Source organism: Pyxidicoccus trucidator (assembly GCF_010894435.1).
In the GTDB taxonomy this organism is placed as follows: Bacteria; Myxococcota; Myxococcia; order Myxococcales; family Myxococcaceae; genus Myxococcus; species Myxococcus trucidator.
Map to the genome: position 1 here is coordinate 56574 of NZ_JAAIXZ010000006.1, position 20761 is coordinate 77334.

At 69.6% G+C, this 20761-nt stretch carries 17 protein-coding genes; 13 read left to right on the top strand and 4 right to left on the bottom strand.

Features of this window, described 5'->3' with window-relative positions:
* The first annotated feature begins 265 nt into the window (after positions 1–265).
* From G4D85_RS18550 to G4D85_RS18605, 12 genes are all read left to right on the top strand, one after another.
* The gene (locus G4D85_RS18550; RefSeq protein ID WP_240359394.1) at positions 266–2287 is read left to right on the top strand and encodes a serine/threonine protein kinase; all 2022 of its coding nucleotides are present in this window, start codon (positions 266–268) and stop codon (positions 2285–2287) included.
* A gap of 129 nt (positions 2288–2416) precedes the next feature.
* Complete coding sequence (locus G4D85_RS18555; protein WP_164013767.1) at positions 2417–3412, top strand: hypothetical protein; 996 nt, start codon at positions 2417–2419, stop codon at positions 3410–3412.
* Positions 3413–3563: 151 nt separating this feature from the next.
* On the top strand, positions 3564–5060 hold the full coding sequence (locus G4D85_RS18560; RefSeq protein ID WP_164013769.1) for a condensation domain-containing protein: 1497 nt from the start codon (positions 3564–3566) through the stop codon (positions 5058–5060).
* Positions 5061–5186: 126 nt separating this feature from the next.
* Positions 5187–8015 (top strand): ELWxxDGT repeat protein, encoded by a 2829-nt coding sequence (locus G4D85_RS18565; protein ID WP_164013771.1) that lies wholly within the window; start codon positions 5187–5189, stop codon positions 8013–8015.
* Between the two features lie 98 nt (positions 8016–8113).
* A complete protein-coding gene (gene rnk / locus G4D85_RS18570; protein ID WP_164013773.1) occupies positions 8114–8530 on the top strand; it encodes a nucleoside diphosphate kinase regulator in 417 nt (138 codons plus the stop codon).
* 86 nt (positions 8531–8616) lie between these two features.
* A complete protein-coding gene (locus G4D85_RS18575) occupies positions 8617–9423 on the top strand; it encodes an aldo/keto reductase (RefSeq protein ID WP_164013775.1) in 807 nt (268 codons plus the stop codon).
* Positions 9424–9716: 293 nt separating this feature from the next.
* A complete protein-coding gene (locus tag G4D85_RS18580; RefSeq protein ID WP_205525599.1) occupies positions 9717–12032 on the top strand; it encodes a PEP-CTERM sorting domain-containing protein in 2316 nt (771 codons plus the stop codon).
* Entirely contained in the window at positions 12029–12826 is a 798-nt protein-coding gene (locus tag G4D85_RS18585) for an archaeosortase/exosortase family protein (RefSeq protein ID WP_164013779.1), read from the top strand. The genes G4D85_RS18580 and G4D85_RS18585 overlap by 4 nt, the downstream gene beginning before the upstream one ends.
* A complete protein-coding gene (locus tag G4D85_RS18590) occupies positions 12823–13380 on the top strand; it encodes a hypothetical protein (RefSeq protein WP_205525600.1) in 558 nt (185 codons plus the stop codon). Before G4D85_RS18585 ends, G4D85_RS18590 begins: the two co-directional genes overlap by 4 nt.
* Positions 13381–13466: 86 nt before the next feature.
* The gene (locus tag G4D85_RS18595) at positions 13467–14051 is read left to right on the top strand and encodes a YdeI/OmpD-associated family protein (protein ID WP_164013782.1); all 585 of its coding nucleotides are present in this window, start codon (positions 13467–13469) and stop codon (positions 14049–14051) included.
* A gap of 44 nt (positions 14052–14095) precedes the next feature.
* Positions 14096–14602 carry a hypothetical protein gene (locus G4D85_RS18600; protein WP_164013783.1) on the top strand — a complete coding sequence of 169 codons (507 nt, stop codon included), beginning with the start codon at positions 14096–14098 and terminating at the stop codon, positions 14600–14602.
* Positions 14603–14885: 283 nt separating this feature from the next.
* On the top strand, positions 14886–16247 hold the full coding sequence (locus G4D85_RS18605) for a serine/threonine-protein kinase (RefSeq protein ID WP_240359359.1): 1362 nt from the start codon (positions 14886–14888) through the stop codon (positions 16245–16247).
* Between the two features lie 69 nt (positions 16248–16316).
* Here G4D85_RS18605 and G4D85_RS18610 read toward each other — a convergent pair whose 3' ends face one another.
* Together G4D85_RS18610 and G4D85_RS18615 are read right to left on the bottom strand one after the other, a co-directional pair.
* The gene (locus tag G4D85_RS18610) at positions 16317–17237 is read right to left on the bottom strand and encodes a type VI immunity family protein (protein WP_240359360.1); all 921 of its coding nucleotides are present in this window, start codon (positions 17235–17237) and stop codon (positions 16317–16319) included.
* Positions 17234–18058 carry a hypothetical protein gene (locus tag G4D85_RS18615; protein ID WP_164013787.1) on the bottom strand — a complete coding sequence of 275 codons (825 nt, stop codon included), beginning with the start codon at positions 18056–18058 and terminating at the stop codon, positions 17234–17236. The genes G4D85_RS18610 and G4D85_RS18615 overlap by 4 nt, the downstream gene beginning before the upstream one ends.
* A 160-nt stretch (positions 18059–18218) precedes the next feature.
* Here G4D85_RS18615 and G4D85_RS18620 point away from each other — a divergent pair, with 160 nt between their 5' ends.
* The gene (locus G4D85_RS18620) at positions 18219–18659 is read left to right on the top strand and encodes a protein kinase domain-containing protein (protein ID WP_164013789.1); all 441 of its coding nucleotides are present in this window, start codon (positions 18219–18221) and stop codon (positions 18657–18659) included.
* Between the two features lie 114 nt (positions 18660–18773).
* Here the strand turns inward: G4D85_RS18620 and G4D85_RS18625 are convergent, their stop codons facing one another.
* Both G4D85_RS18625 and G4D85_RS18630 read right to left on the bottom strand, forming a co-directional pair.
* Positions 18774–19604: a pirin family protein gene (locus G4D85_RS18625; RefSeq protein WP_240359361.1), complete on the bottom strand. Its 831-nt coding sequence runs from the start codon at positions 19602–19604 to the stop codon at positions 18774–18776.
* A 179-nt stretch (positions 19605–19783) separates the two neighbouring features.
* Positions 19784–20719 carry a LysR family transcriptional regulator gene (locus G4D85_RS18630; RefSeq protein WP_164013794.1) on the bottom strand — a complete coding sequence of 312 codons (936 nt, stop codon included), beginning with the start codon at positions 20717–20719 and terminating at the stop codon, positions 19784–19786.
* Between the last annotated feature and the right edge of the window lie 42 nt (positions 20720–20761).

Sequence of the window (20761 nt, forward strand, 5' to 3'; positions counted from 1 at the left end):
GGTCTGTTCCGCCCGAAATCCCAGACGTCAAATCCGGCCGCCCCGCTCACAATGCAATAGAACAGGGTCAGCCAAGACCCGGAGAAATGCGCTCCGCGTCGTGACGAGTTCCGGGAGCTTGGATTCCAATCCCACCTGATCCCAGGCTCCGCTCGCAGGTCTCAAGAGTGAACGTTGTTCCCGTCGGCCGTGCTCTGCTACTACGCCGCCACCGGAGCCACCTGGCGGTCTCCGGCCCTGGCCGGAGGGCACATTGTTGGACCAGATGGGCAAATACCAGCTGCTCCGCAAGCTGGCCACAGGTGGCATGGCAGAAGTCTTCCTCGCCAAGTCCTCAGGCCCTCTGGGTTTCGAGAAGCATGTGGTCGTCAAGCGGATCCTCCCCCACCTGGCCGAGGATCCGCAGTTCGTCGAGATGTTCCTCGCCGAGGCGAAGCTGGCAGCGAGACTCAACCACGCCAACATCGTCCAGATCTTCGACTTCGGAATGGAGGGCGACTCGTACTTCATTGCCATGGAGTACGTGGACGGCGTGGATCTCCGCACGCTCAAGCGACGTGCGTTCCACCAGCGCACCCCCATTGCCTTTCCCCTCTGCGCCCGACTGGTAGCGATGGCCTGCGAGGGGCTGGCCTACGCTCACGAGCTGACGGACCCTGAGACAGGCAAGCCGCTGCGCCTGATTCACCGAGACATCAGCCCCGACAACATCTTTGCCTCCAAGACGGGCGGCCTGAAGATATTGGATTTTGGCATTGCCAAGGCCAGCAACGCAGGGCACCGCACGCAAAGTGGCGTGCTCAAGGGGAAGGTGCCCTACATGGCTCCCGAGTATCTGATGGGAGAGGCCATCGACGCTCGAATCGACATCTACGCGCTCGGGGTGGTGCTGTTCGAGCTGGTGGCCGGAAACCGTCCCTACCGAAGCGACAACGATGTCCGGCTGATCCACGCGGTCCTCAATAGCCCCCTGCCGGACGTTCGCAATTTCCGCCAGGGAGTGCCCGAACAGCTGGTGCACATCCTCTCTCGTGCACTCGCCAAGGAGCGCGACAAGCGCTACGGCAGCTGTCGGGAGTTCCAGGCCGATCTCGACCGCTTCCTCTATCTGTATAGCGACCCGGTGGGAGCCGCGCAGATTGCCAGCTTCGTCCAGGAAATGAGCGGCGCACCTCCCTCTGCCGACAGCACGAGCGAGTCCATTCCGACGACGCCAGAGCCCCGGCTCCTGCTCGATATCTCCGGAATGGTGGCTCCGGAATCGACCGGCACGCAATCAGAGCCCGCGTCCGCACCGGCTGCCAGTTCCGAGGCCATCACGGCGGAGACCCGATGGGTCACCGACCCGCTTCCCGCTCCTCCTTCGCCGCCCCCCGCGCAGGCCCAAGCCGCCTCGGAGCCCGCCACCGCCCGCCTCCCAGGCCCTCCGCGCAAGGGAGCCTCCTCCGCCGCGCTCATCCCTCCAGAGAAGCGCTCGGTTGCAACCCAGGCCAGGACAGCGCTCCCGGAGGACGACGACGAGGACGCCCTCAAGCCTCAGTTCGGCTGGCTTCAACGGAACCTGGTCTGGTGGGGACCCGCACTGCTCCTGACCTTGGGAGTTGGGGTTGTAGCCACCTTCACTCAAGGAGACGCCCCCCCAGCAGGGCCCAAAGCCGTTGCATCCCCTGCCGCCCCCCAGCCTCCAGTCCAGGAGGTGGACGCCGGACAGGACAGTCCTCTCGCCACTGTTGTCCCCGCGTCCCCTCAAGCCGAAGAACACCCGACGCCCCCCATTCCTCCAGACGCGGGAGTCCCTCCCTCCGCTGTAGCAGCGGCCGTCCCGGGAAGCCCCCTGCCTCCGGTGTCCGCCCCGGGGCCGGAAGAAATGGCAACGCTTTGGGTGACTTCCAACCTTGCCGGAGAGGTCAGGGTCAATGGCATCACGGTGGGCAAGACGCCCCGCAAGCACATCGTCAAGCCAGGCAAGATACAGGTCTCCATCAAGGGCAGCCACCAGGGTGACGCCTTCAACAAGGAGCAGGTCCTCGAACTCGCTGCCAATGAGCGCCGCGACGTCGCCTTCAAGATTCAACCGGTGAGCGTCACCATTCGAGGGCGTCCAGAGGACCTGCGCGTCGAGGAGATGGATGCCCATGCGCTTCTTGGGCAGACGAAGGTGAACACCTACGAGGGGCAGCATCGGCTTCTCCTTGTCCACCCTCCGACCGGAAAACAATACAGAACCAGTTGCACAGCAACCCCTGGGGATAAGTTCTGTAGGTTCTCCGTCAAGATCACTCCTTAGCAAGCCACCTCCCAAACGGTCTCAGCCAGGGACCGCAGGCGACGCCTCATGAAGATTTCATCCCCGACCCGCGCCCCTCTCCCCCAGAGGCGCCGCTTCCCCCTACGGCCAGCGACAGTCCTGCTCACCGTGGCGCTCAGCGTTTTCACGCTCACCGCCCACGCCCAGTCAGTCAAGCCCCCGGCGACCAAGAATCCCCATTTCCGATCCATCGCGCGCCACTACAACAAGACCCTGGACTATGAGGCGGCGGTTGAGCTGCTCCCCAAGGCCAGGGCCTACTCCGGAAACAAGAACCAGGAACACCTCTGGCTGGACCTCATGAGCGGTGTCTTGCATTACAGCCTCAAGGACACCGCAGCATCGGAAGCAGCATTCAAGAGCGCTTTCGACCGCGCACCAGACGCCCCGCTGCCCATCAAAAACCCTTCCCAGACCCTGGTCCAGCGCTTCGAGGAGCTCCGCAAGGCGCACGCGCTGGAGCGTGCATCCAAGCAGTCGCCGTCCCCACAGTCCGCCACTCCATCTCCCCCTAAACCCATCTCGAAGATTGGGCTGCTGGCGAAGCTGCGCGAATTGGAGGCCCATGCCCAGGCGTGGGCACGTGGCCCGCTACCGGCACCACTCGCTGCTGCGTTCCGGAGTATCTACGACCAGGCCGTCCAGGCCCATACGCCCTCAGAGAGAATTGCCCTCGGCAAGACTATCGACACATGGATCAGGCTGTTCAAGTCCGGCGACGCAAAGGGAGTAAACGACCTGGCCGAGGAGACAGCGCCTGTCAAACACAATACGCCAGCGCCGGCCACGCCCGACCTGCACTCCGGGTCGGAAACCGGATTCGACCCGTTGCGGAGGGCCATCTCCGCCGACGTGCTCCACGAGAGAGTTCGCCGAATGAGAGAGTGGCTGGTCGTCAAGTCAGAGCGCGCGAGCACCCCTCAAGTCCTCAAGCTCCTCACCCGGCTCAATGAGCTCCTTTCTTCACTCGAAGCCTCTGAAACAGCTCACGAGAGGATGCTGATCGCCATCAATCTGGATGTGCTCGAGGTCCAGATGTCGATTCACCTGGGCTGGCAAATCCAGGGTTCTGACCCGAAAGTCATTACTCTCGAGAGCGAGTAGCCCTCCTGCCATCCACCCCCGACGGCCCCTCCCGCCAGGGTCCGCTGTTCGATAGCCGCAATGTGGTTGCTCAGCTCGGGGGCGCCCTGAGCGCCTGACCTCAGGTCAGAGCGCTCAGCGCGCGGTCCCAGCCGGGGACACCCCATCCAACATGAGCGACATCAAGAAGAAGCTCGCGGCACTTCCTCCCGAGAAGCGCGCACGGCTGGCGAAGCAGCTCCAGCAGAAGACGGCACACAGCTCGCAACCCACGCTGGAGCGCCGGCCCTCACGGCACGTCCTGGAGCGTCCCACCGCGCTCGGCCGTCCCACGGGCCCCACCTCCATGGCCCAGAGCCGGTGGCTCGGCTACGCGGGCCCGAACCGCCCCAGGAGTGCCGGCAACGTCCCGGTGTGCGTCCGCATCACCGGACAGCTGGACGTCGCGGCGCTCGAGCAGGCCCTGAGCAAGCTCGTGGAGCGCCATGAAGTCCTGCGGACCTGCTTCGCTCGCGGCGAGGAGGGCTTCACCTTCCAGGTGTGCCCGCCAGCGCCGGTACGGCTGGAGCAAGTGGACTTCAGCGGGCTGCCTCCGGAGTCGTGCGAGGAAGCGCTGCGCCACCGCCTGTACCAGGACGCGTCGCTGCCGTTCGACCTCATGGCCCTGCCCATGTTCCGGGCCTGGCTCTACGCTCTCGGGCCCGAGGAGCAGGTGCTCCTGGTATCGATGCACCACATCGCCTGGGATGGCTGGTCCGAGGCCATCCTCTTCCGGGAGGTCAGCCAGGCCTATGCAGCCTACGCTCGCGGCGCGGAGCCGCACCTGCCCGCATTGCGCATCCAGTACTCGGACTTCGCCTGGTGGCAGCACCAGCAGCTTCGCGGTGCGTACCTCGAGTCGATCCAGTCCTATTGGCGTCGGCAGCTGGCCGGTGGGGTGACCATGGTTGACTTCCCCCTGGACAGGCCCCGCCCGGAGACGCGCAGCTACAGCACGCTGTCGGCGTCCGCCCACTTCCCGGCGGAGCTGTCCGCCGCCATCAAGGCGCTCTGCCATCGCGAAGGCGCCACGCTGTACATGGTCGCGATGGCCGCCTACCAGGCCCTGCTCGCGCTGCGCAGCGGCATTCTTGATGTCTCCGTGTTCAGCAACATCGGAAGCCGCGAGCATGTCGAGGTGGAGGACCTCATCGGGTGCTTCACCAACGTCATCCTCATCCGCACCCACCTGGAAGGAGACCCCACCTTCCAGGAGCTGCTCGCGCGCGTTCGCGAGGCGGTGCTCGGCGCACTCGCACACTCGGCCCTGCCCTATCAGCAGGTGCTGGACATGATTGGACAGAATCCGGACAGCAAGAGCGCGCGCACGTTTCCCGGACTGAATCTGCAGAACTTCCAGAGTCCCGGAGCCTCCAGGCACGGCGGCGATGGCCTCCAGCTCGAACGCATGACGATTCCCCTGGGAGGCGGCCTGCTGGTCAACATGTTCTTCTTCATCTCCGAGACGGAGGACCACCGCATCCTGGTGAGCGCCAAGGCCAATGGCGACCTCTACGAAGCGCGGACGGTGGAGCGCATCGTGGAGGACTTCCAGCGCCTCCTGGAGGTTGCGTGCGCGGAGCCGAGCCGGCGGCTCTCCTCGCTGCTCGCTCCTGCCGTGGACCGCTAACCGCCCGGGGCTGTGCGGAAGCCGGCGACTGACCTGCCCTGGAGGGAGGCTTTCAACCGGCCGAGGCAAGACCAGCTTTGGCGCCCCACTCGCGCGTGCTGTCCATCGCGCAGAACGGTGCCCCCGATGCTCTCGCAGCCTGTCCGACCGAGGTTCCTGCTGTTCCTCCTGGCCGGCGCCTTCGCCTGCGATGGCTCCCTTCCCTCCCCGGCTCCGCTTCCAGACAATGGGGCGCTGGAACTGGAGAACCATGGCTCCGCGCTCCTCACCCCCGCCCCGTACCCCGTGGACGACATCGCCGGGGGACGGCTGAGCGCCGCGCCCCATGAGCTGACGGATGTCGCCGGAACCCTGCTCTTCGGCGCCACGGACCTCTCGCGGGGCACGGAGCTGTGGAGGAGCGACGGCACCGACGAGGGCACCTTCCTCGTGAGGGACATCCGCCCCGGCCCCCTGGACTCGGATCCGCACGACCTGACCGCCGTGGGCACCACGCTCTACTTCGTCGCCAATGACGGCGAGCACGGCGAGGAGCTGTGGCGGAGCAACGGCAAGACGTCGGGGACGTCGCTTGTCGCGGACCTCCGCGCGGGCCTCGGCGGCTCCGCGCCCCGGGACCTCACGGTGCTGGGCAAGACGCTCTACTTCGTCGCCAACGACGGGAACTCCGGCGTCGAGCTGTGGCGCACCGACGGCACGACGTCAGGCACCCGGCTCGTGAAGGACCTGGTCCCCGGCCGCTCGGGCTCGTATCCCGACCTCCTCACTCCGTCCGGCGGGCGGCTCTACTTCTTCGTCGACCGGGTCCTCTGGAAGAGCGACGGCACCCCCGAGGGCACCATCGCCGTCCGGGAGCTTGAAGCCCTTCCGGGTGTCCGGGTCCGGCCTCGCGGCCTCACCGACGTGGCCGGGCGACTCTTCTTCTTCGTGCGCTCCGAGGTCGATGACGGCGTCCAGCCGAGCCCCCCGCCCCTGACACTGTGGACGAGCGATGGCACGGCGGAAGGAACGGTGCCGCTCGCGGAGCTGCCACGTCCCCTCCTCTCGGACGACCCGCGCCCCACCGAGGCCCGGAGACTCCTCTTCTTCGTCACCGGTACCCCCGAGCACGGTGACGAGCTGTGGCGCAGTGACGGCACACCGGGCGGCACGTACCGCATCTCTGACATCGCCCCCGGCCCCGCCAGCTCCAACCCGAGGGAGCTGACCGCGATGGGCAGCTTCCTCTACTTCTCCGCCTGGTCTCCCCGGCATGGCGACGAGCTGTGGCGCAGCGATGGGACACCGGGCGGCACCGCGCTCGTCAAGGACATCACCTCCGGGCCGGACGGCTCGGCGCTCGCGTTCCTGCGGGTCCAGAAGGGACGGCTCTACTTCTCCGCCCGCGAGCCTGGACGGGGCCATGAGCCCTGGATGAGCAATGGCCTCTCCGTGGGCACGTCCCGCCTCCGTGAAGTCGCGGGCGGTGCCCTGTCCTCCTCGGCCCGGGGCTTCACGGCCAGTGGCGCGCAGCTGTTCTTCACCGCCCACAACCGTGAAGACGGCGCCGAGCTCTGGGCCATCGGCCTCGGGCCATCTGCCGATGACTTCCCCTTGCGCCTGCTCTCCACGGAGCAGGACACCTCGCCGGCCCCCATGCTGGACGGGAGCACTGCCCGGCTGGTGCAGGACCTCCACCCGGGCCCCGGCGTGGCCTCCACCTCCGCGTGGACCACGCTGGGGCGGGTCCTCTTCTTCGACGCGGATGACGGCAGCATCGGCCCGGAGCCGTGGCGCACCGATGGCACCCCCGAGGGCACCTTCCTGCTGAAGGACCTCCACCCGGGCCCTGTCGGCTCGGAGCCGTCGGGGTTCTTCGTGCTCGGCCAGCACGTCTACTTCTTCGCCGATGACGGCCTCATGGGCCGCGAGCTGTGGCGCACCGATGGGACTCGCGAGGGCACCGTCCTGGTGAAGGACCTCCACCCCGGCCCCCATGGCAGCGACGCCTCCGGGCCTGCCGCGGTGATGGAGGGCATCGGGTACTTCGGCGCCAGCGACGGCGTCCACGGCGCCGAGCTGTGGCGCACCGACGGCACCCCCGACGGCACCTTCCTCGTGAAGGACCTCCGTCCGGGCCCCTCCGATGGCCTGCCGGGGAACCTCACCGCCGTGGGCGGACGCCTGTTCTTCTCCGCCTTCTTCGGGGACGAGGGCTGGGAGCCGGGCATCACCGACGGCACGGAGGCGGGCACCCGGCTCGTGAAGGACCTCCTGCCGGGCCAGGGCGGCTCCTTCCCACGAGGCTTCACCGCCCTGGGCACGCGGGTCGTCTTCGCGGCAGAGGACCTGGAGCACGGCACCGAGCCCTGGGTCAGCGACGGCACCGAGGCGGGCACCGTGCTGCTGGCAGACCTCCAGCCCGGGTGGCCCAGCTCCGTCCCGGATGGCTTCACCGCGGCGGGAGGCCGCGTCTTCTTCGCGGCGAGCGACCCGACGCATGGCCGCGAGCCCTGGAGCACCGACGGAACACCCGAGGGCACCCGGCTCGTGGGTGACGTGTGGCCCGGGCCGGAGGGCTCCTACCCGGGCTGGTTCGGCGCGCTGGGAGACGGCGTCCTCTTCAGCGCCACCGACGGCGTCCATGGCACGGAGCCATGGCGCTCGCACGGCGTGGCGGGCGACGCCTTCCTGCTCAGGGACGTGCGCCCGGGCCCGGGGCACTCGGAGCCCCGGTGGATGACCGGAGTGGGCGGAGTGGCCCTCTTCCACGCGGACGATGGAGAGCGGGACGCGGAGCTGTGGCAGACGGATGGCACGGGGGACGGCACCCGGCTCCGTCAGGAGCTGGCACCGGGACGCCTCGGCTCGCTGCCGTACTTCTTCACGCCCGCGGGCCCCCACGTCTTCTTCCTGGCCGATGACGGAGCGCACGGCATCGAGTGGTGGGTGCTGGACGAACCCCCGGGAGGATGACGCACGCCGCCGTCCGGAGAGGCCGCGCTCGGGAATAAACTGGGGCTCCAACTGTTATGCCGGGTTCAACCCCGATTTCGTCCAGGGAGCCCAGAGCCATGACCAGCGAGCAGTCCCTCATCGTGACCGAGACCGACATGGAGCGCCTGCGCCACGTCATCGACCACCATGATGGCGGTCGCGCTGCCGAGCTGGCGGAGATGCTTGACCTGGAGCTGTCCCGGGCCCGCGTGGTGGCCTCGGAGACAGTGCCGGCGAACGTGGTGACCATGAACAGCACCGTCATCTTCGAGGACGAAGAGACGTGCGAGCAGCGTCAGGTGACGCTCGTCTATCCGCGCGACGCTCGCAGCGAGGAGGGCCGCATCTCCGTCCTCGCGCCCATGGGCAGCGCGCTCATCGGCCTCTCCGTGGGGCAGTCCATCTCGTGGCCGATGCCAGGGGGCCGCACCCGGCGCGTGCGCGTCATCGCGGTGCCCTACCAGCCCGAGGCCGCGGGGCACTACCACCTCTGACGGCCCGGAGCACGGCCCCGAGTAGCACTGTGCCGTGCTCCCGGAAGCGAAAGCGGCATACGATGCGTGGGCCCGGGGGGGCCCACATGACGACCGCTGTTCCAGTCACCGCGCAGGACTTCACGCACCGCTATGTCCCTGTCTTCGGCAAGCGGGTGCACCGCCTGGGGCTGGCGGCCCAGTACGGCATCGACGAGGCGGGCATGAGTGCCGCCTTCGAGCGCGGCCTCAACTACGTCTTCTGGACGCCCAACTCGCGCAAGCTGACGCGACTGCTGCGCGCGCAGCTCAAGCAGGACCGCGAGCGCTTCGTCGTCGCCGCGGGCCCCACCCTCGGCTGGTTCCCCAGCCAGGTGCGCCGGGGCTGCGAGCGCGCGCTCAAGGTGCTCGGCACGGACTACCTGGACCTCTTCCAGCTCTACTGGCTCGGCACCACCAGCGCCTGGACGCCCGGCACCGTGGACGTGCTGATGAAGCTCAAGGAGGAAGGCAAGGTCCGCGCCCTGGGGGTCTCCATCCATGACCGGCAGCGCGCGGGCAGGCTCGCCGAGGACTCTCCGCTGGATGCGCTGATGATCCGCTACAACGCCGCCCACCCCGGCGCCGAGCGCGACATCTTCCCGCACCTGGCCCGCCGCCAGCCCGCCGTCGTCGCGTACACCGCCACGAGCTGGCGCCGCCTCCTCAAGCGCCCTCGCGGCTGGGACGGCCCCGTGCCCACGGCCGGTGACTGCTACCGCTTCTGTCTCTCCAACGCGAACGTGGACGTGGTCCTCACCGGCCCCGCCAACGCCGCGCAGCTCGACGACAACCTCGCCGCCCTGGAGCGCGGGCCCCTGTCCCCCGACGAGCTGCGGTGGATGCGCGACTTCGGCCAGGTCGTCCACGGCTGACGCACGCGGAGCAGGTGGAGGCGCCTCGGCCGATTTGACACACCCCGAGGGCGGCAGCCCGCCACCGTGGCAGCCCGGCCACGCGCCAGGCCCGGCAGCCTCCTTCCGGTGTACCCGATTGCGAGGCCATGCCCAGGCACGCGCCTTGCCTCCGTCGTAGGCTCGCTCCTCGTCCCGAGCCCTGGGGAATCGCCATGTCCGAGGTACAACCGAGCCCGTCACTCGAGGCTCCTCCGCCGCCGCTCCACCCGGTACCACCGCACAGCGCACCCGCGATGGCGCCATGGAGGACCGTGCTGCACGCGCTGTTCGGCGTGGTGCTTCCCGCGGTGACGCTGGGGGTGGAGCTCGTCACGGGGATGTGCGCCGACACGTTCTTCGACCCGCTGCCCACGCCCCTGCACATCCTGCTGGTGGCGGCCGTGCCCGCCGCGAATGCGCTGGCGCTCGTGGTCATCCACCGCCGTGCGTCGCACCTGCTCCGGGCGCAGCTGCTGCTCAACGGCGCGGCGCTCGGCGTGGGCCTGCTCTACACGCTCCTGTTCCTCCCCCTCCTGCCCCTGGCGCTCATCGGGATCTTCTTTGGCATCGGCGTGCTCCCGCTCGCGCCCCTGTCCTCGCTCCTCTCCGGAGTGCTCCTGCGCCGGCGGCTCCTGCGCAGCGGCTGGCCCCTGCCCGCCACCCGCTGGTGGCCAGGCGCGCTCGTGGCCGTGCTGCTCATCATCGCCGGTGAGCTGCCGGGAGCCGTCACGCGCGTGGGGCTGCATGTGGCGGCGACGGGGAGTCCCTCGGCCCAGGCCCAGGCGCTGCGGGTGCTGCGGGTGCTGGGCAGCGAGGAAGCGCTGCGCGAGGCCTGCTACGAGGGCTCCCGCCGCTACAGCCTGCTCGGCTTCCTCCTCGCCCAGGACGAGCCCGTGTTGCCCGACGACGCGCGCCGCGTGTTCTACCGGGTGACGGGGCGCCCCTTCAACGCGGAGTCCCGCCCCGAGGGCCGCAGGGGTCACCTGGTGCGTGGCTGGGACAGCTGGGACAGGGATACCGCCTCCGAGCAGGTGGGTGGACGCGTCCCGGGGCTGTCGCTCTCCGCCTCCACGATGGAGGGCTCGGTCGACGCCGACGCGGCGCTCGGCTACCTCGAGTGGACGATGGAGTTCGCCACCACGGAGCCCGGCCAGCACGAGGCGCGGATGCTGGTGCAGCTGCCTCCGGGCGGAGTGGTGTCCCGGGTGACGCTCTACATCGACGGCGAGCCGCGCGAGGCCGCCTTCGCGGGCACCGGGAAGGTGCGCGCGGCCTACACGCAGGTGGTGCAGCGCAGGATGGACCCGCTGCTCGTCACCGCGCGGCCGGGAGACCGCGTGCAGGTACAGGCCTTCCCCATCCTCAAGGGCAAGCCCATGCGCGTGAAGCTCGGCATCAGCGCGCCGCTCGTACTGGAGGACGCGGGCCGCGCCGGCGCCCTGCCCCTGCCCACCATCCAGGAGCGCAACTTCGACCTGGCGGAGACCTTCCGCCATGCCGCGCGCATCGAGTCGCGCCAGCCCATGACGGGCCTCGCGGCGGCGCCCGCCCTCGCGCGCGGCGACGGGGTGCACGAGTGGCTGGGGGCGCTCTCCGATGCGCAGGTGCGGGCACACGAGGCCACGCTGCGGGTGAAGCGCACCGGCGCACCCGTGATGGTGTGGAGCCCTGACCTTCCGCAGCCCGACGCCTTCACCATCCGCCAGCGCGTAGAGGAGGTCCTGTCACCGAAGCCCGCGAAGCTGCTCATCGTGGTGGACGGCTCGGAGGGGATGGAGCCGGCCCTGGAGGCGCTCGCGGACGCGCTCGCCACCGTGCCTGATGGGGTGGAGCTGGCCGTGTTCGCGGCGCGCGATGGCGTGGAGGAGCTGGTGTCGTTGCGGCGCGCGGAGGCGGGCGGAAGGGGCATCGCCGCCGAGCGCCTGCGCGAGCTCTCCGCCACCGGCGGTCAGGACACCGCCCCCGCGCTGGCTCGCGCCTGGCCCCTGCTCGCCACCGACGCTTCCAGCATCGTGCTGTGGGTACACGGCGCCCAGCCGCTCCCGCCCGACCAGGATGTGGCGGAGCTCCGCCTCTCGGGTCCCCGTGCCGTCGAGGTGGTGGACGTGCAGACGGCTTCCGGACCGAACGCCGCCGCCGAGGCGCTGCCCGCCCACGTCCCGCTGCGCCCGCTGCCTCGTACGGCCACGCTGCGCCAGGACCTCGAGCGGCTCTTCAGCGCCTGGGGCACGCCTCGCCCCACCTTCGTGCGGGAGCGTGTCGCGGCCAGCGCGTCCGCCAGCGCGGGGCAGCGGACCTCCGCGCACCTCGCCCGGCTGTGGGCACGTGACGAGGTGGCGCGGATGCTCGCGAGCGGACGGGAGGACACGCGTGACGAGGCCCAGACGCTCGCGGTCGCGCACCAGCTGGTGACGGGGGTGACGGGGGCAGTGGTGCTCGAGCGCAAGGAGCAATACGACGCGGCGGGCCTGACTCCGGTGGACCCGGGCACGGTGCCCACGGTGCCGGAGCCGGAGACCTGGCTGCTGCTCGCGATGGCCTGCGTCCTCCTGGGGGTGGTGGCCCTGCGGCGCCGGAGGATGGCGTGACGCGCGCCACCGCCCTCGTGCTCACGCTGCAGCTCGTCGCCGGCTGGCCCGCGTGGCGCTGGTGGCTCACGCGCATGCGGGACGGCTCCGACGAGCCGTGGGGCGTGGTGGCGCTGGTCGCCCTCGTGCTCCTGTGCGTCCGTGGCGCGCGTCACCCGCTCGCGCCCGTGCACCTCGGACTGCTGGCCGCCGCCAACCTCGCGCTCGCCGCCGCGCACCCGCTGCTGCCTCCGCTGGTGCATGCGGCCTGCTGCGTGCTGTGCGTCACCGCCCTGCTTGCGCGCGCGTCCACGGGCAGCGCCTTCCACCTGCCCACCTGGCTGCTCGCGCTCCTCGCGCTGCCGGTGCTCGCCTCCGTGCAGTTCTACCTGGGATATCCCCTGCGGCTCGCGGCAGCCGTGCTGGCCGTGCCGATGCTGCAGCTGCTCGGGCTGCCCGCCGTGCGCGCGGGGGTGGACCTGCAGCTGGCCTCCACGGTGGTGCAGGTGGACGCGCCGTGCAGCGGGGCACGCATGCTGTGGGTGGGACTGTTCCTGGCGGTGGTGCTCGCCCACGTCCTGCGGCTGGACGCGGCGCGCACCCTGCTCACCTGCGCGCTCGCGGGCCTCGCCGTGGTGCTGGGCAACGCCCTGCGCGTCAGCACGCTCGCCCTGGTGGAGACCGGCCGCGTCGCGGGCCCGGACTGGCTGCACGAGGGCGTGGGGGCCGGCACCTTCGTCCTGGTGGCGCTCGCCATCCTCGCGGCCGCCACCTGGCTGCGGGGCGGAGAAGCGCCACGGGAGGTGGTGGGATGAGCCGCCTCGCCACCCTCGCCTTCACGGCGTGCTGCCTGCTCGCGGCCGTGCTTCCCCTGCGTGAGGCGCGTGACGCACCCCAGGGGGCCTCCTCCACGGCCTTCCCTGGCTGGCCCGCCTCCTTCGAGGGCCTTCCCCTGCAGTCCCTGCCCCTCACCGAGCGCGAGATTCGCTTCGCGGCGGACTTTCCCGGCCGCATCGGACGCTTCAGCGACGGCCAGCGCGAGCTGGTGCTGCGCTGGGTAGAGGCGCCTACCCGCCAGCTGCACCCGGCCGAGGACTGCTTCCGGGGACTGGGCTACGCCATCACTCCCCAGCCGTCGAGCCGTGGCGCGGACGGCGTCACCTGGCACCGCTTCCACGCGGCGCGCGGAGGCACGGCGCTGGAGGTGTCCGAGGCGATCACCGACGGCGCGGGCGGACGCTGGACGGATGCCTCCGCGTGGTACTGGAGCGCGCTGCTGGGCCGCACCTCGGGCCCCTGGTGGGCCGTCACCGTCGCTGAGCGGGCCCCGGAAGACCCGAGGCAGGCCGCGCGGATACCAGTCAGATGAATCGAGCGGGGCTCCAGGCTCGCCGATAATCTGGTCACCGGCGACGGCGCGCAGGAGGCGCCCCTCTCCCGCCGCAGGAGTCACGCGTGCCGAAGAAGCCTGCCGTCAACGAGGCCGAGGTGATTGCCTTCCGCGACGCCGCGAAGTTCGAGGCCTGGCTGGACAAGCACGTCGACCTGCAGGCCGGGGTGTGGCTGAAGCTCGCGAAGAAGGGGTCGGGCGTCCCGTCGCTGACCGACGACGAGGCGGTCGACATCGGCCTGTGCTACGGCTGGATCTCCGGCCAGCGCAAGTCCTGCGACGAGGTCTACTACCTGCAGAAGTACGTGCCCCGCCGGCCCTCCAGTCGCTGGTCGCAAGTCAATGTGGCCAAGGTCGAGAAGCTGCTCGCGGCCGGACGGATGCGACCGTCAGGCCTGGCCGAGGTCGAGGCCGCCAAGGCTGACGGGCGGTGGGCCGCCGCCTACGCGTCGCAGCGCACTGCCACCGTCCCACCCGATCTCGCCGCCGCCCTGGCGGCGAGCCGGAAGGCGGCGCGAGCGTTCGAGGCGCTCGGCAAGACCCAGCAGTATGCGGTAATCCTGAAGCTCGTGACCGCCCGCACTGCTACGGCCCGCGCCGCCCAACTGCGCAAAGCCCTGACGGCGCTCGAAGCACGCGGCGCCCCGTGAAACTCCATCCACGAAGCTCGAACCACCGACCCAGGTTGATCCCCATGGCAGCGAAGAAATCCAAGACTGTGAAGAAGGCCGTCACCGCGAAGAAGAAGCCGGCTGCCGCGAAGAAGAAGCCGGCTGTGGCGAAGAGGGCCGTTACCGCGAAAAAGTCCGCTACCGCCAAGAAGAAGCCGGCTGCGGCGAAGAAGGCCGCCCCCCTCAAGAAGAAGCCCGCTTCCGCGAAGAAGAAGCCTGTCGCCCAAACGGAGATGGAGCGGTTGCTCGAAGCCGCGGATCGCCTCGAAGAGACCCTCCTCGACATGGATCCCGACGACTCGGAGCTCGACCTGACGCTCGAAGATCTCGAGCAGGTCCTCCGGGAAGTCCTGCGGCTCGATCCGAGCAACGTCGCGACCATGATCCGCCTCGGCGAGTTCTTCCTCGACCGGAATGGGGCCGAGGACCTTGCGCTCGAGTATTTCGAGCAGGCCTTCACGCTCCAACCAGGGGACAAGAAGCTCGCGAAGTTGATCAAGAAAGCCAAGGCGCAGCTCGCGGAAAACTAGGACTGATGACGCGCTGATGCCACGGGCATCCAGCGCGCCCTTCGGCCCAGGGCCGCCGACACGGAGCGGCTCCAGACGTGGCCGGCGAAATGGGTGGCGCTGAGGGTGCCCCACTCTGGAGATTGCGCTGACACGTACCGATGCAGGGAGTAGGCTCGCCGCACACGCAGCGAACTTCCTCCCTCCTCGCGGGGCACTCTCCATGGAGCTTGGCCACCTGAATCCGGCACGCCTGCCCCCGGGCACGAGGGTCGGTCCGTGGCGTGTGCTGGAACTGCGAGGGTTGGGTACCTACGGCGCCGTCTACCGCGCCTTCGATGCGGAGGGGGAGCTCGGGCCTGTCGCACTCAAGCTGGCCCTGCGCCCTGGAGATGAACGCTTCGCGCGAGAGGTGGAGTTGCTCTCCCGCGTCCGACACCCGAGCGTCCCGCGCCTTGTGGGCCATGGAAGCTGGCGGCAGCCAGGGGGCCGCCTCCACCCCTTTCTCGTGATGCAGTGGGTGGAGGGCGTGTCCCTGTACGACTGGGCCCGGGTGCAGTGCCCCACCTCGCGCCAGGTGCTCCGCACCCTTGCCAGCCTCGCGCGAGCCTTGGAGGCCACGCATGCCGCAGGGGGAGTCCACAGGGATGTGAAGGGCGACAACATGCTCGTGAGCGCCGAGGACGGACAGGTGTTCCTGACCGACTTCGGCTCCGGGCACTACGGGGGCGCCGCCACGCTCACGTCGCCGCCGTTTCCTCCCGGGACGCCGCCCTACCGTTCCCCGGAGGCCTGGCGCTCCGTGAAGCTCCCCATCCCTCGGTCGGCCACGGCCTACGCGCCCGGTCCAATGGATGATGTCTTCGCGCTGGGGATGACCGCCTACCGGCTGGTGGCCGACGACTACCCTCCCACGCCAGCGTTGTTGGACGAGGCAGCCCACCTCTGGGGCCCGGAGGGTACGGGCCCGCAGCCTCCACGGGACGTCAACGTCCGGTGCTGCGCGGAACTGAGCAACCTGGTGTCTCGGATGCTCTCCGTGCGCCCCGAAGCGCGTGGCAGCGCCCGCGAGCTGGCCGAGGCGCTGGAGCAGGCCGCGCGGAAAGCGGGGCCGCAGGCGGATGTGCCTCTCTTCGCCCGGGAGGAATCCCAGCCCGTGGAGGCGAGTGGCCCAGCCCAGCACGTCGTGCATCGGAAGCCTGGGCGCACCCGCCGGTCCTGGCTCGTGGCAGCCAGCCTGGGAGGCGCAGTGGCGCTTGGAGCCGAATGGATGCTGAGCGCGCATCCCGAAGAGGAATTGGAGCAGGCGCACGCGTCAGCGCAGGAGGAGGAGTCGAAGGATGCCGGCACCGTGGCCGTCGGAGACACCGCCCTGACGGCCCCGATGCCTCTCGCTCGGGAGCCGTCTGCGTGGTCGGCCATCTCCGTAGATGTCCCCCCCAAGCCCCTCCCAGGACAGACACGGTCAGATGCCGCTGGGCGCTGTCCCAGCAGGACGCTGATTGCCATCAATGGTGGGTGCTGGACGAGGGTGGCTGTGAGCGTGAAGGACTGTGACGAGAACTATGGCTTCTACGTTTACAAAGGCGCGTGTTACGGCCCCGCCTTCCCACCGGCGCGCCCTTCCACGTCAGGTCCCGCGGACTCGGGTGATGACGCCCCGTAGCGCAGGGCGCGGTGGGCCGACCCGGCGCTCCAGGCCCAGCGCCCTGCGCACCTCGCCGTTCTCAGTGGCTCACTGACACAGCCGGCGGAGCCAGCGGCGTATGTTGTCCTTGTCCAGGGAGAACCAGCCGGTGCGCTCCTCGTAGAGGTGCGGCTCCAGCAGGTGCGCCAGCGCCCGGTACTGGGGGAAGTACACCTTCTTCGCGGTGTCGATGGCGTCCGGCCACTCGTCCAGGGTGAGCAGCAGCCGCTCTCCCTCCATCGGCTCGAAGGACACCTCTGGAAAGGAGAGCTTGTCGCGCAACACCTCAATGCCGCCGAGCTGCCCCAGCAGCGGCTGCCCCAGGAAGGTGAGCCAGTAGGCCCCTCGGGCCCGAGTGCCGATGACCCGGCTGGTCTCCCCCAGCCAATAGAGGTCCAGGCCCAGGTAGCGCCTCAGGTATTCGAGGAGCTGCATCCGAACGGCGTACCAGCTGCCCGGATGAGACACGAAGGCGAGGCTCGCATAGCCAAAGCTGAAGGGCAGCTCGCGACCGAGCTCCAGGGCCAGGGAGCGCAGGTGGCCGGAGCCATGCTCCTGGAGGTACTCGGTGGGAAACGAGAAGGACACCGCGCTGGTGGCGCCGTCGTCGTGGGAGAACATCGGGTCGTCGAGCTTCCGGCCGTTGTATTCGAAGAAGTAGCCGCCCGCTCCGCCCGGGGTCTCGGATAGCTCGACGTGCCATGCACCGCCCCCGGGACGCTCGAGTATCTGCTCGCGGATGTGCTCCCAGCCCGGGTCGTCGAGCGGGAGCATGTCTCCATCGTCCGAGACGTACCAGTTGAGCGACCCCGGAGGAATGGCCCGAACGTAGACCTGCAAGGCACGCCATACGGCGTGGGCCACTTCGCGGTGCGAGCGGCGCATGAAGAAGCAGAGGATGACGCCATCGCGGACCACCAGAGTGCCGTAATCGTTCCGCAAGCGAATGATGGGAATGTCCTCCCTCATGGAGTCACTCCCGTCTGTGGCGAGATCATCAGAGCTTCTCCCCCCAGTGCTTCTTTGTAGATTTCGCGCTGGTCGAAGCCGAAATAAGCGCTGGTCTTTCCATAACGCGTCCACCTCGGCTCATTGGTATCAGGGCAGGGAAACTTGAAGTCCAGCGTGAGCAGGGAGCGCAGCAGGTTGCCGCCCGCGTGAAGGACGAGGTCCGGTTTGATGGTGCGCCACAGCTCGCGGGTACACCTCTGGGCGATGAGGCGCGCCTCCTCTTCCCGGCTGACGCTCTCCAGCATCCGGGCATTGGGGTAATAGCGGTAGCGCTGCTCGAGGCTGAACTGCCCGGGCCACAGCTCCTCCAGCGCCTCGCGCGCGCACTGGAGTGCCACCTCGTGCTTCTGCTGCCCCAACTGCATGGCCCGGGTGACTCGCGCGCCGCAGCCGTCCACCTCCACCTCCTCGCCGCACTCCTGGCGGGTCGGGGCGCGGTTGCCGAAGTGGGAGGCATTGACGCGACGCTCGGCCAGTCGGGCGCACTCCACCAGGCGCTCTTGGAACTCCACCACCGCGAGGTCGCTCGTGAGCACGGTGACCAGGATGGGGACGAGTTCGACAAGCAGGGAGGCAACGGTACGGCTCGTGACGGGCGACAGCCCACCCGCGCCCCGGCCCACGGCGGCGGCATGGCGCAGGCGCCCGGCCGTCTCCGTGTCCACGAAGCGCAACTCTCCGTGTGGGGCGCGGTGGGGGCTGCCAGCACAGGCCGCGAGCAGTGCGCTGGCCAGCAGCAGCAGCACTGACTTCCCGCGCGAGGATGGGCGTGTGGGCATGTTCTCTTTCAAGAGGTCGCGCCTCTGGAGGGCGCGTCGGGAACTCCGCGAGCGGAGGGTAACAGGGCGCACGCTCCAAGAGCGCGGGCTGACGGAGCCCCGCGTGCGAGTAGTCTCGCGCCGCGCGGAGCGGACCGTGCCTCTGCTCGCGAGGCAGTCCATGCAGTCAGAGCACTTCAATCCAGCAGGCCTGCCCCCGGGCACGCGCATCGGCCCAGGGCGCCTGCGCGAGCCGCTGGGCCGGGGCGCCTATGGCGTCGTCTACCGCGCCGTGCTCGCCGAACAGGACGCCTCGGACTGCGGGGCCCTCAAGCTGGCCCTGCACCCGGACAATGCGCGCTTCCTTCGCGAAGCCGAGCTGCTCTCCCGCCTCCAGCACCCGGCCGTGCCCCGCCTCCGGGACCAGGGGCAGTGGCTGTCCCCCACGGGCGCGGCCCACGCGTGGCTCGCCATGGAGCTCGTCGAGGGCACCTCGCTCTATGACTGGGCGCTCGCTCAGCGCCCCTCCTCCCGCCAGGTGCTGCGCGTCCTCGCTCAGCTGGCGCGCGCCCTCGCGGCCACCCACGCGGCCGGCGGCGTCCACCGGGACGGTGCCCCATAGCCCCAGGTGCGGCAGGAGCAGGCGGCGCTCAACCTTGCCGCCCGCTCCACCTGCATTCGTCAGACAGACCTGGCGACTGAGCTCCCCCCCTCACCCGTCCCTGGCGCGGAGGACTCAGCTCCGCGGCGCCTCGTCCGTGGGGACCTCGCCGAAGCGCCCCTCCTCGAAGTCGTGAATGGCCTGGAGGATTTCGCGCTCGGTGTTCATGACGAAGGGCCCCACATGGACGATGGGCTCACGGATGGGCTCCCCCGCGAGGACGAGGAGGTGCGCGTCCTCCTCGGCGCGCAGTGCGAGGTGTTCGCCCTCGTTGGCGAAGACTGCGAGCGCCCCCGGGGTGAGCGAGTCACCATCGGTCGAGACCCGACCACCGGCGACTAGCACGAGGACATTGTGATGCGAGGGCACGGGCACTTCGAGCGCCGTGCCCGCGGTGAGCTTCACGTCGAGCAGTGTGATCGGCGTGAAGGTTCGCGCGGGCCCTCGGGCATCTCCGTACGCTCCGGCGATGACCCGGACCGTGCTGGTGTTGTTCTCACCTCCGACCGGGACGATGGGAATCTGCTCCGCGGTGATGGGCTGGTAGCCCGGCGCGTCCATCTTCCTCGCGCGAGGAAGGTTGACCCAGAGCTGCAGCATGTGGAACGCGCCTCCGCGACGGGAGAAGCCGTGCTCGTGGTACTCCTCGTGGAGGATGCCGGACGCGGCCGTCATCCACTGCACGTCGCCCGGCCCGATGACGCCCGCATGGCCCGCGGTGTCCCGGTGCGCGACGGACCCCTCGAAAGCCAGGGTGACCGTCTCGAAGCCCCGGTGAGGGTGCCAGCCGACGCCGCGCTGACCTTCAGCCAGCGCCGGGTAGTCGTGGCGAGGATGGTAGTCGAGCAACAGGAAGGGACTGGCCCGCTCCTGGGAGAGGCTCCGACTCGGGACGAGGGTCTGCACCCGGAAGCCGTCACCGACCCAGTGAAGCGGACCTCCGCCATGGACGCTCTCGAGAGGACGAGCGCGGGGAAGCGAGCGGGGAGAAGTGGAAGGGGAAAGGGTCTGCGTCGCGGTCTTCATGACAGGAATGTAAGAGCGCGTGCCCCGTCGTAAATCCGCCGTGGGCATGATGCTTATCATCACCTCGTGTGATGGGGTGCGGCGCCCAGCGCTTCCTGGCAGAGGCTCGTGAGGCGATTGGAGGCCCACGTCGCCACGGGCCCGAGCAGTGAGCCCTTGCGACGGACGAGGGCAAGCGAGCGCAGCGGTGGCAGCCCGCCCTCCCAGGCCGCGAGCCGCAATTCCACGAGCCGCCCCGCCGCGAGGTCCTCACGGACGAGGTGCTCGGGCTCGTGGCCCCAGCCAAGCCCGCCCGCGATGAGCGCATGCTTCGTCATCAGGTCGGCGACCCGCCACGTCCGGGTCGAGAAGACGCCCCGGTCCGAGGAGCCGGGCTGGCCAGCCGGAGTGCGCTCCGTGAGGACGATCTGCACGGCGGAGGCAAGTCGTTCATCCGTGATGACGTCCTTCCCCGCTGCCAGGGGATGTGACGGCGCGGCGACCGGAATCATCCGCAGGTGGGCGATGGGACGTTGCTCCAACCCCGAGAGGTCCACATCTGTCCCCGCGATGCCGAGCGTGGCCCGCCGCTCCCGCACGAGCGAGGTCACCGCCGCGAGGAACTCGATTTCGAGCGCCAGCTCCACGCCGGGGTGTGTCTCGGCGAACTCGTGGATGAAGGCCAGCAGCGCGCTCGTCGGGAACATGGCGTCGACCGCGAGCGAGAGCTTCGTCTCCGCTCCACTCTTGATGCGGCCAATCAACGTCTGGAAGACGGCGAGGTCATCGTGAAGCCGCTCCGCCGCGGCGACGACGGCCTCCCCCTTCGCGGTCAGCCGGGGAACCCGGCCGCTCCTGTCGAAGAGGCGCAGGCCGAGCTGCTTCTCGAGCCGCTTCATCGCCTGGCTGACCGCGGGCTGGCCCTGTCCGAGCCGGCGGGCCGCCGCGGTGAAGCTCCCCTCCTCCGCGACCGCGCGGAGCGTCCGGAGCTGATCAATTGTGACGCTTTCGAGCACCCCGGAAGTGCATCACATCGGCGAGGCTGGTGCACGTTGTAG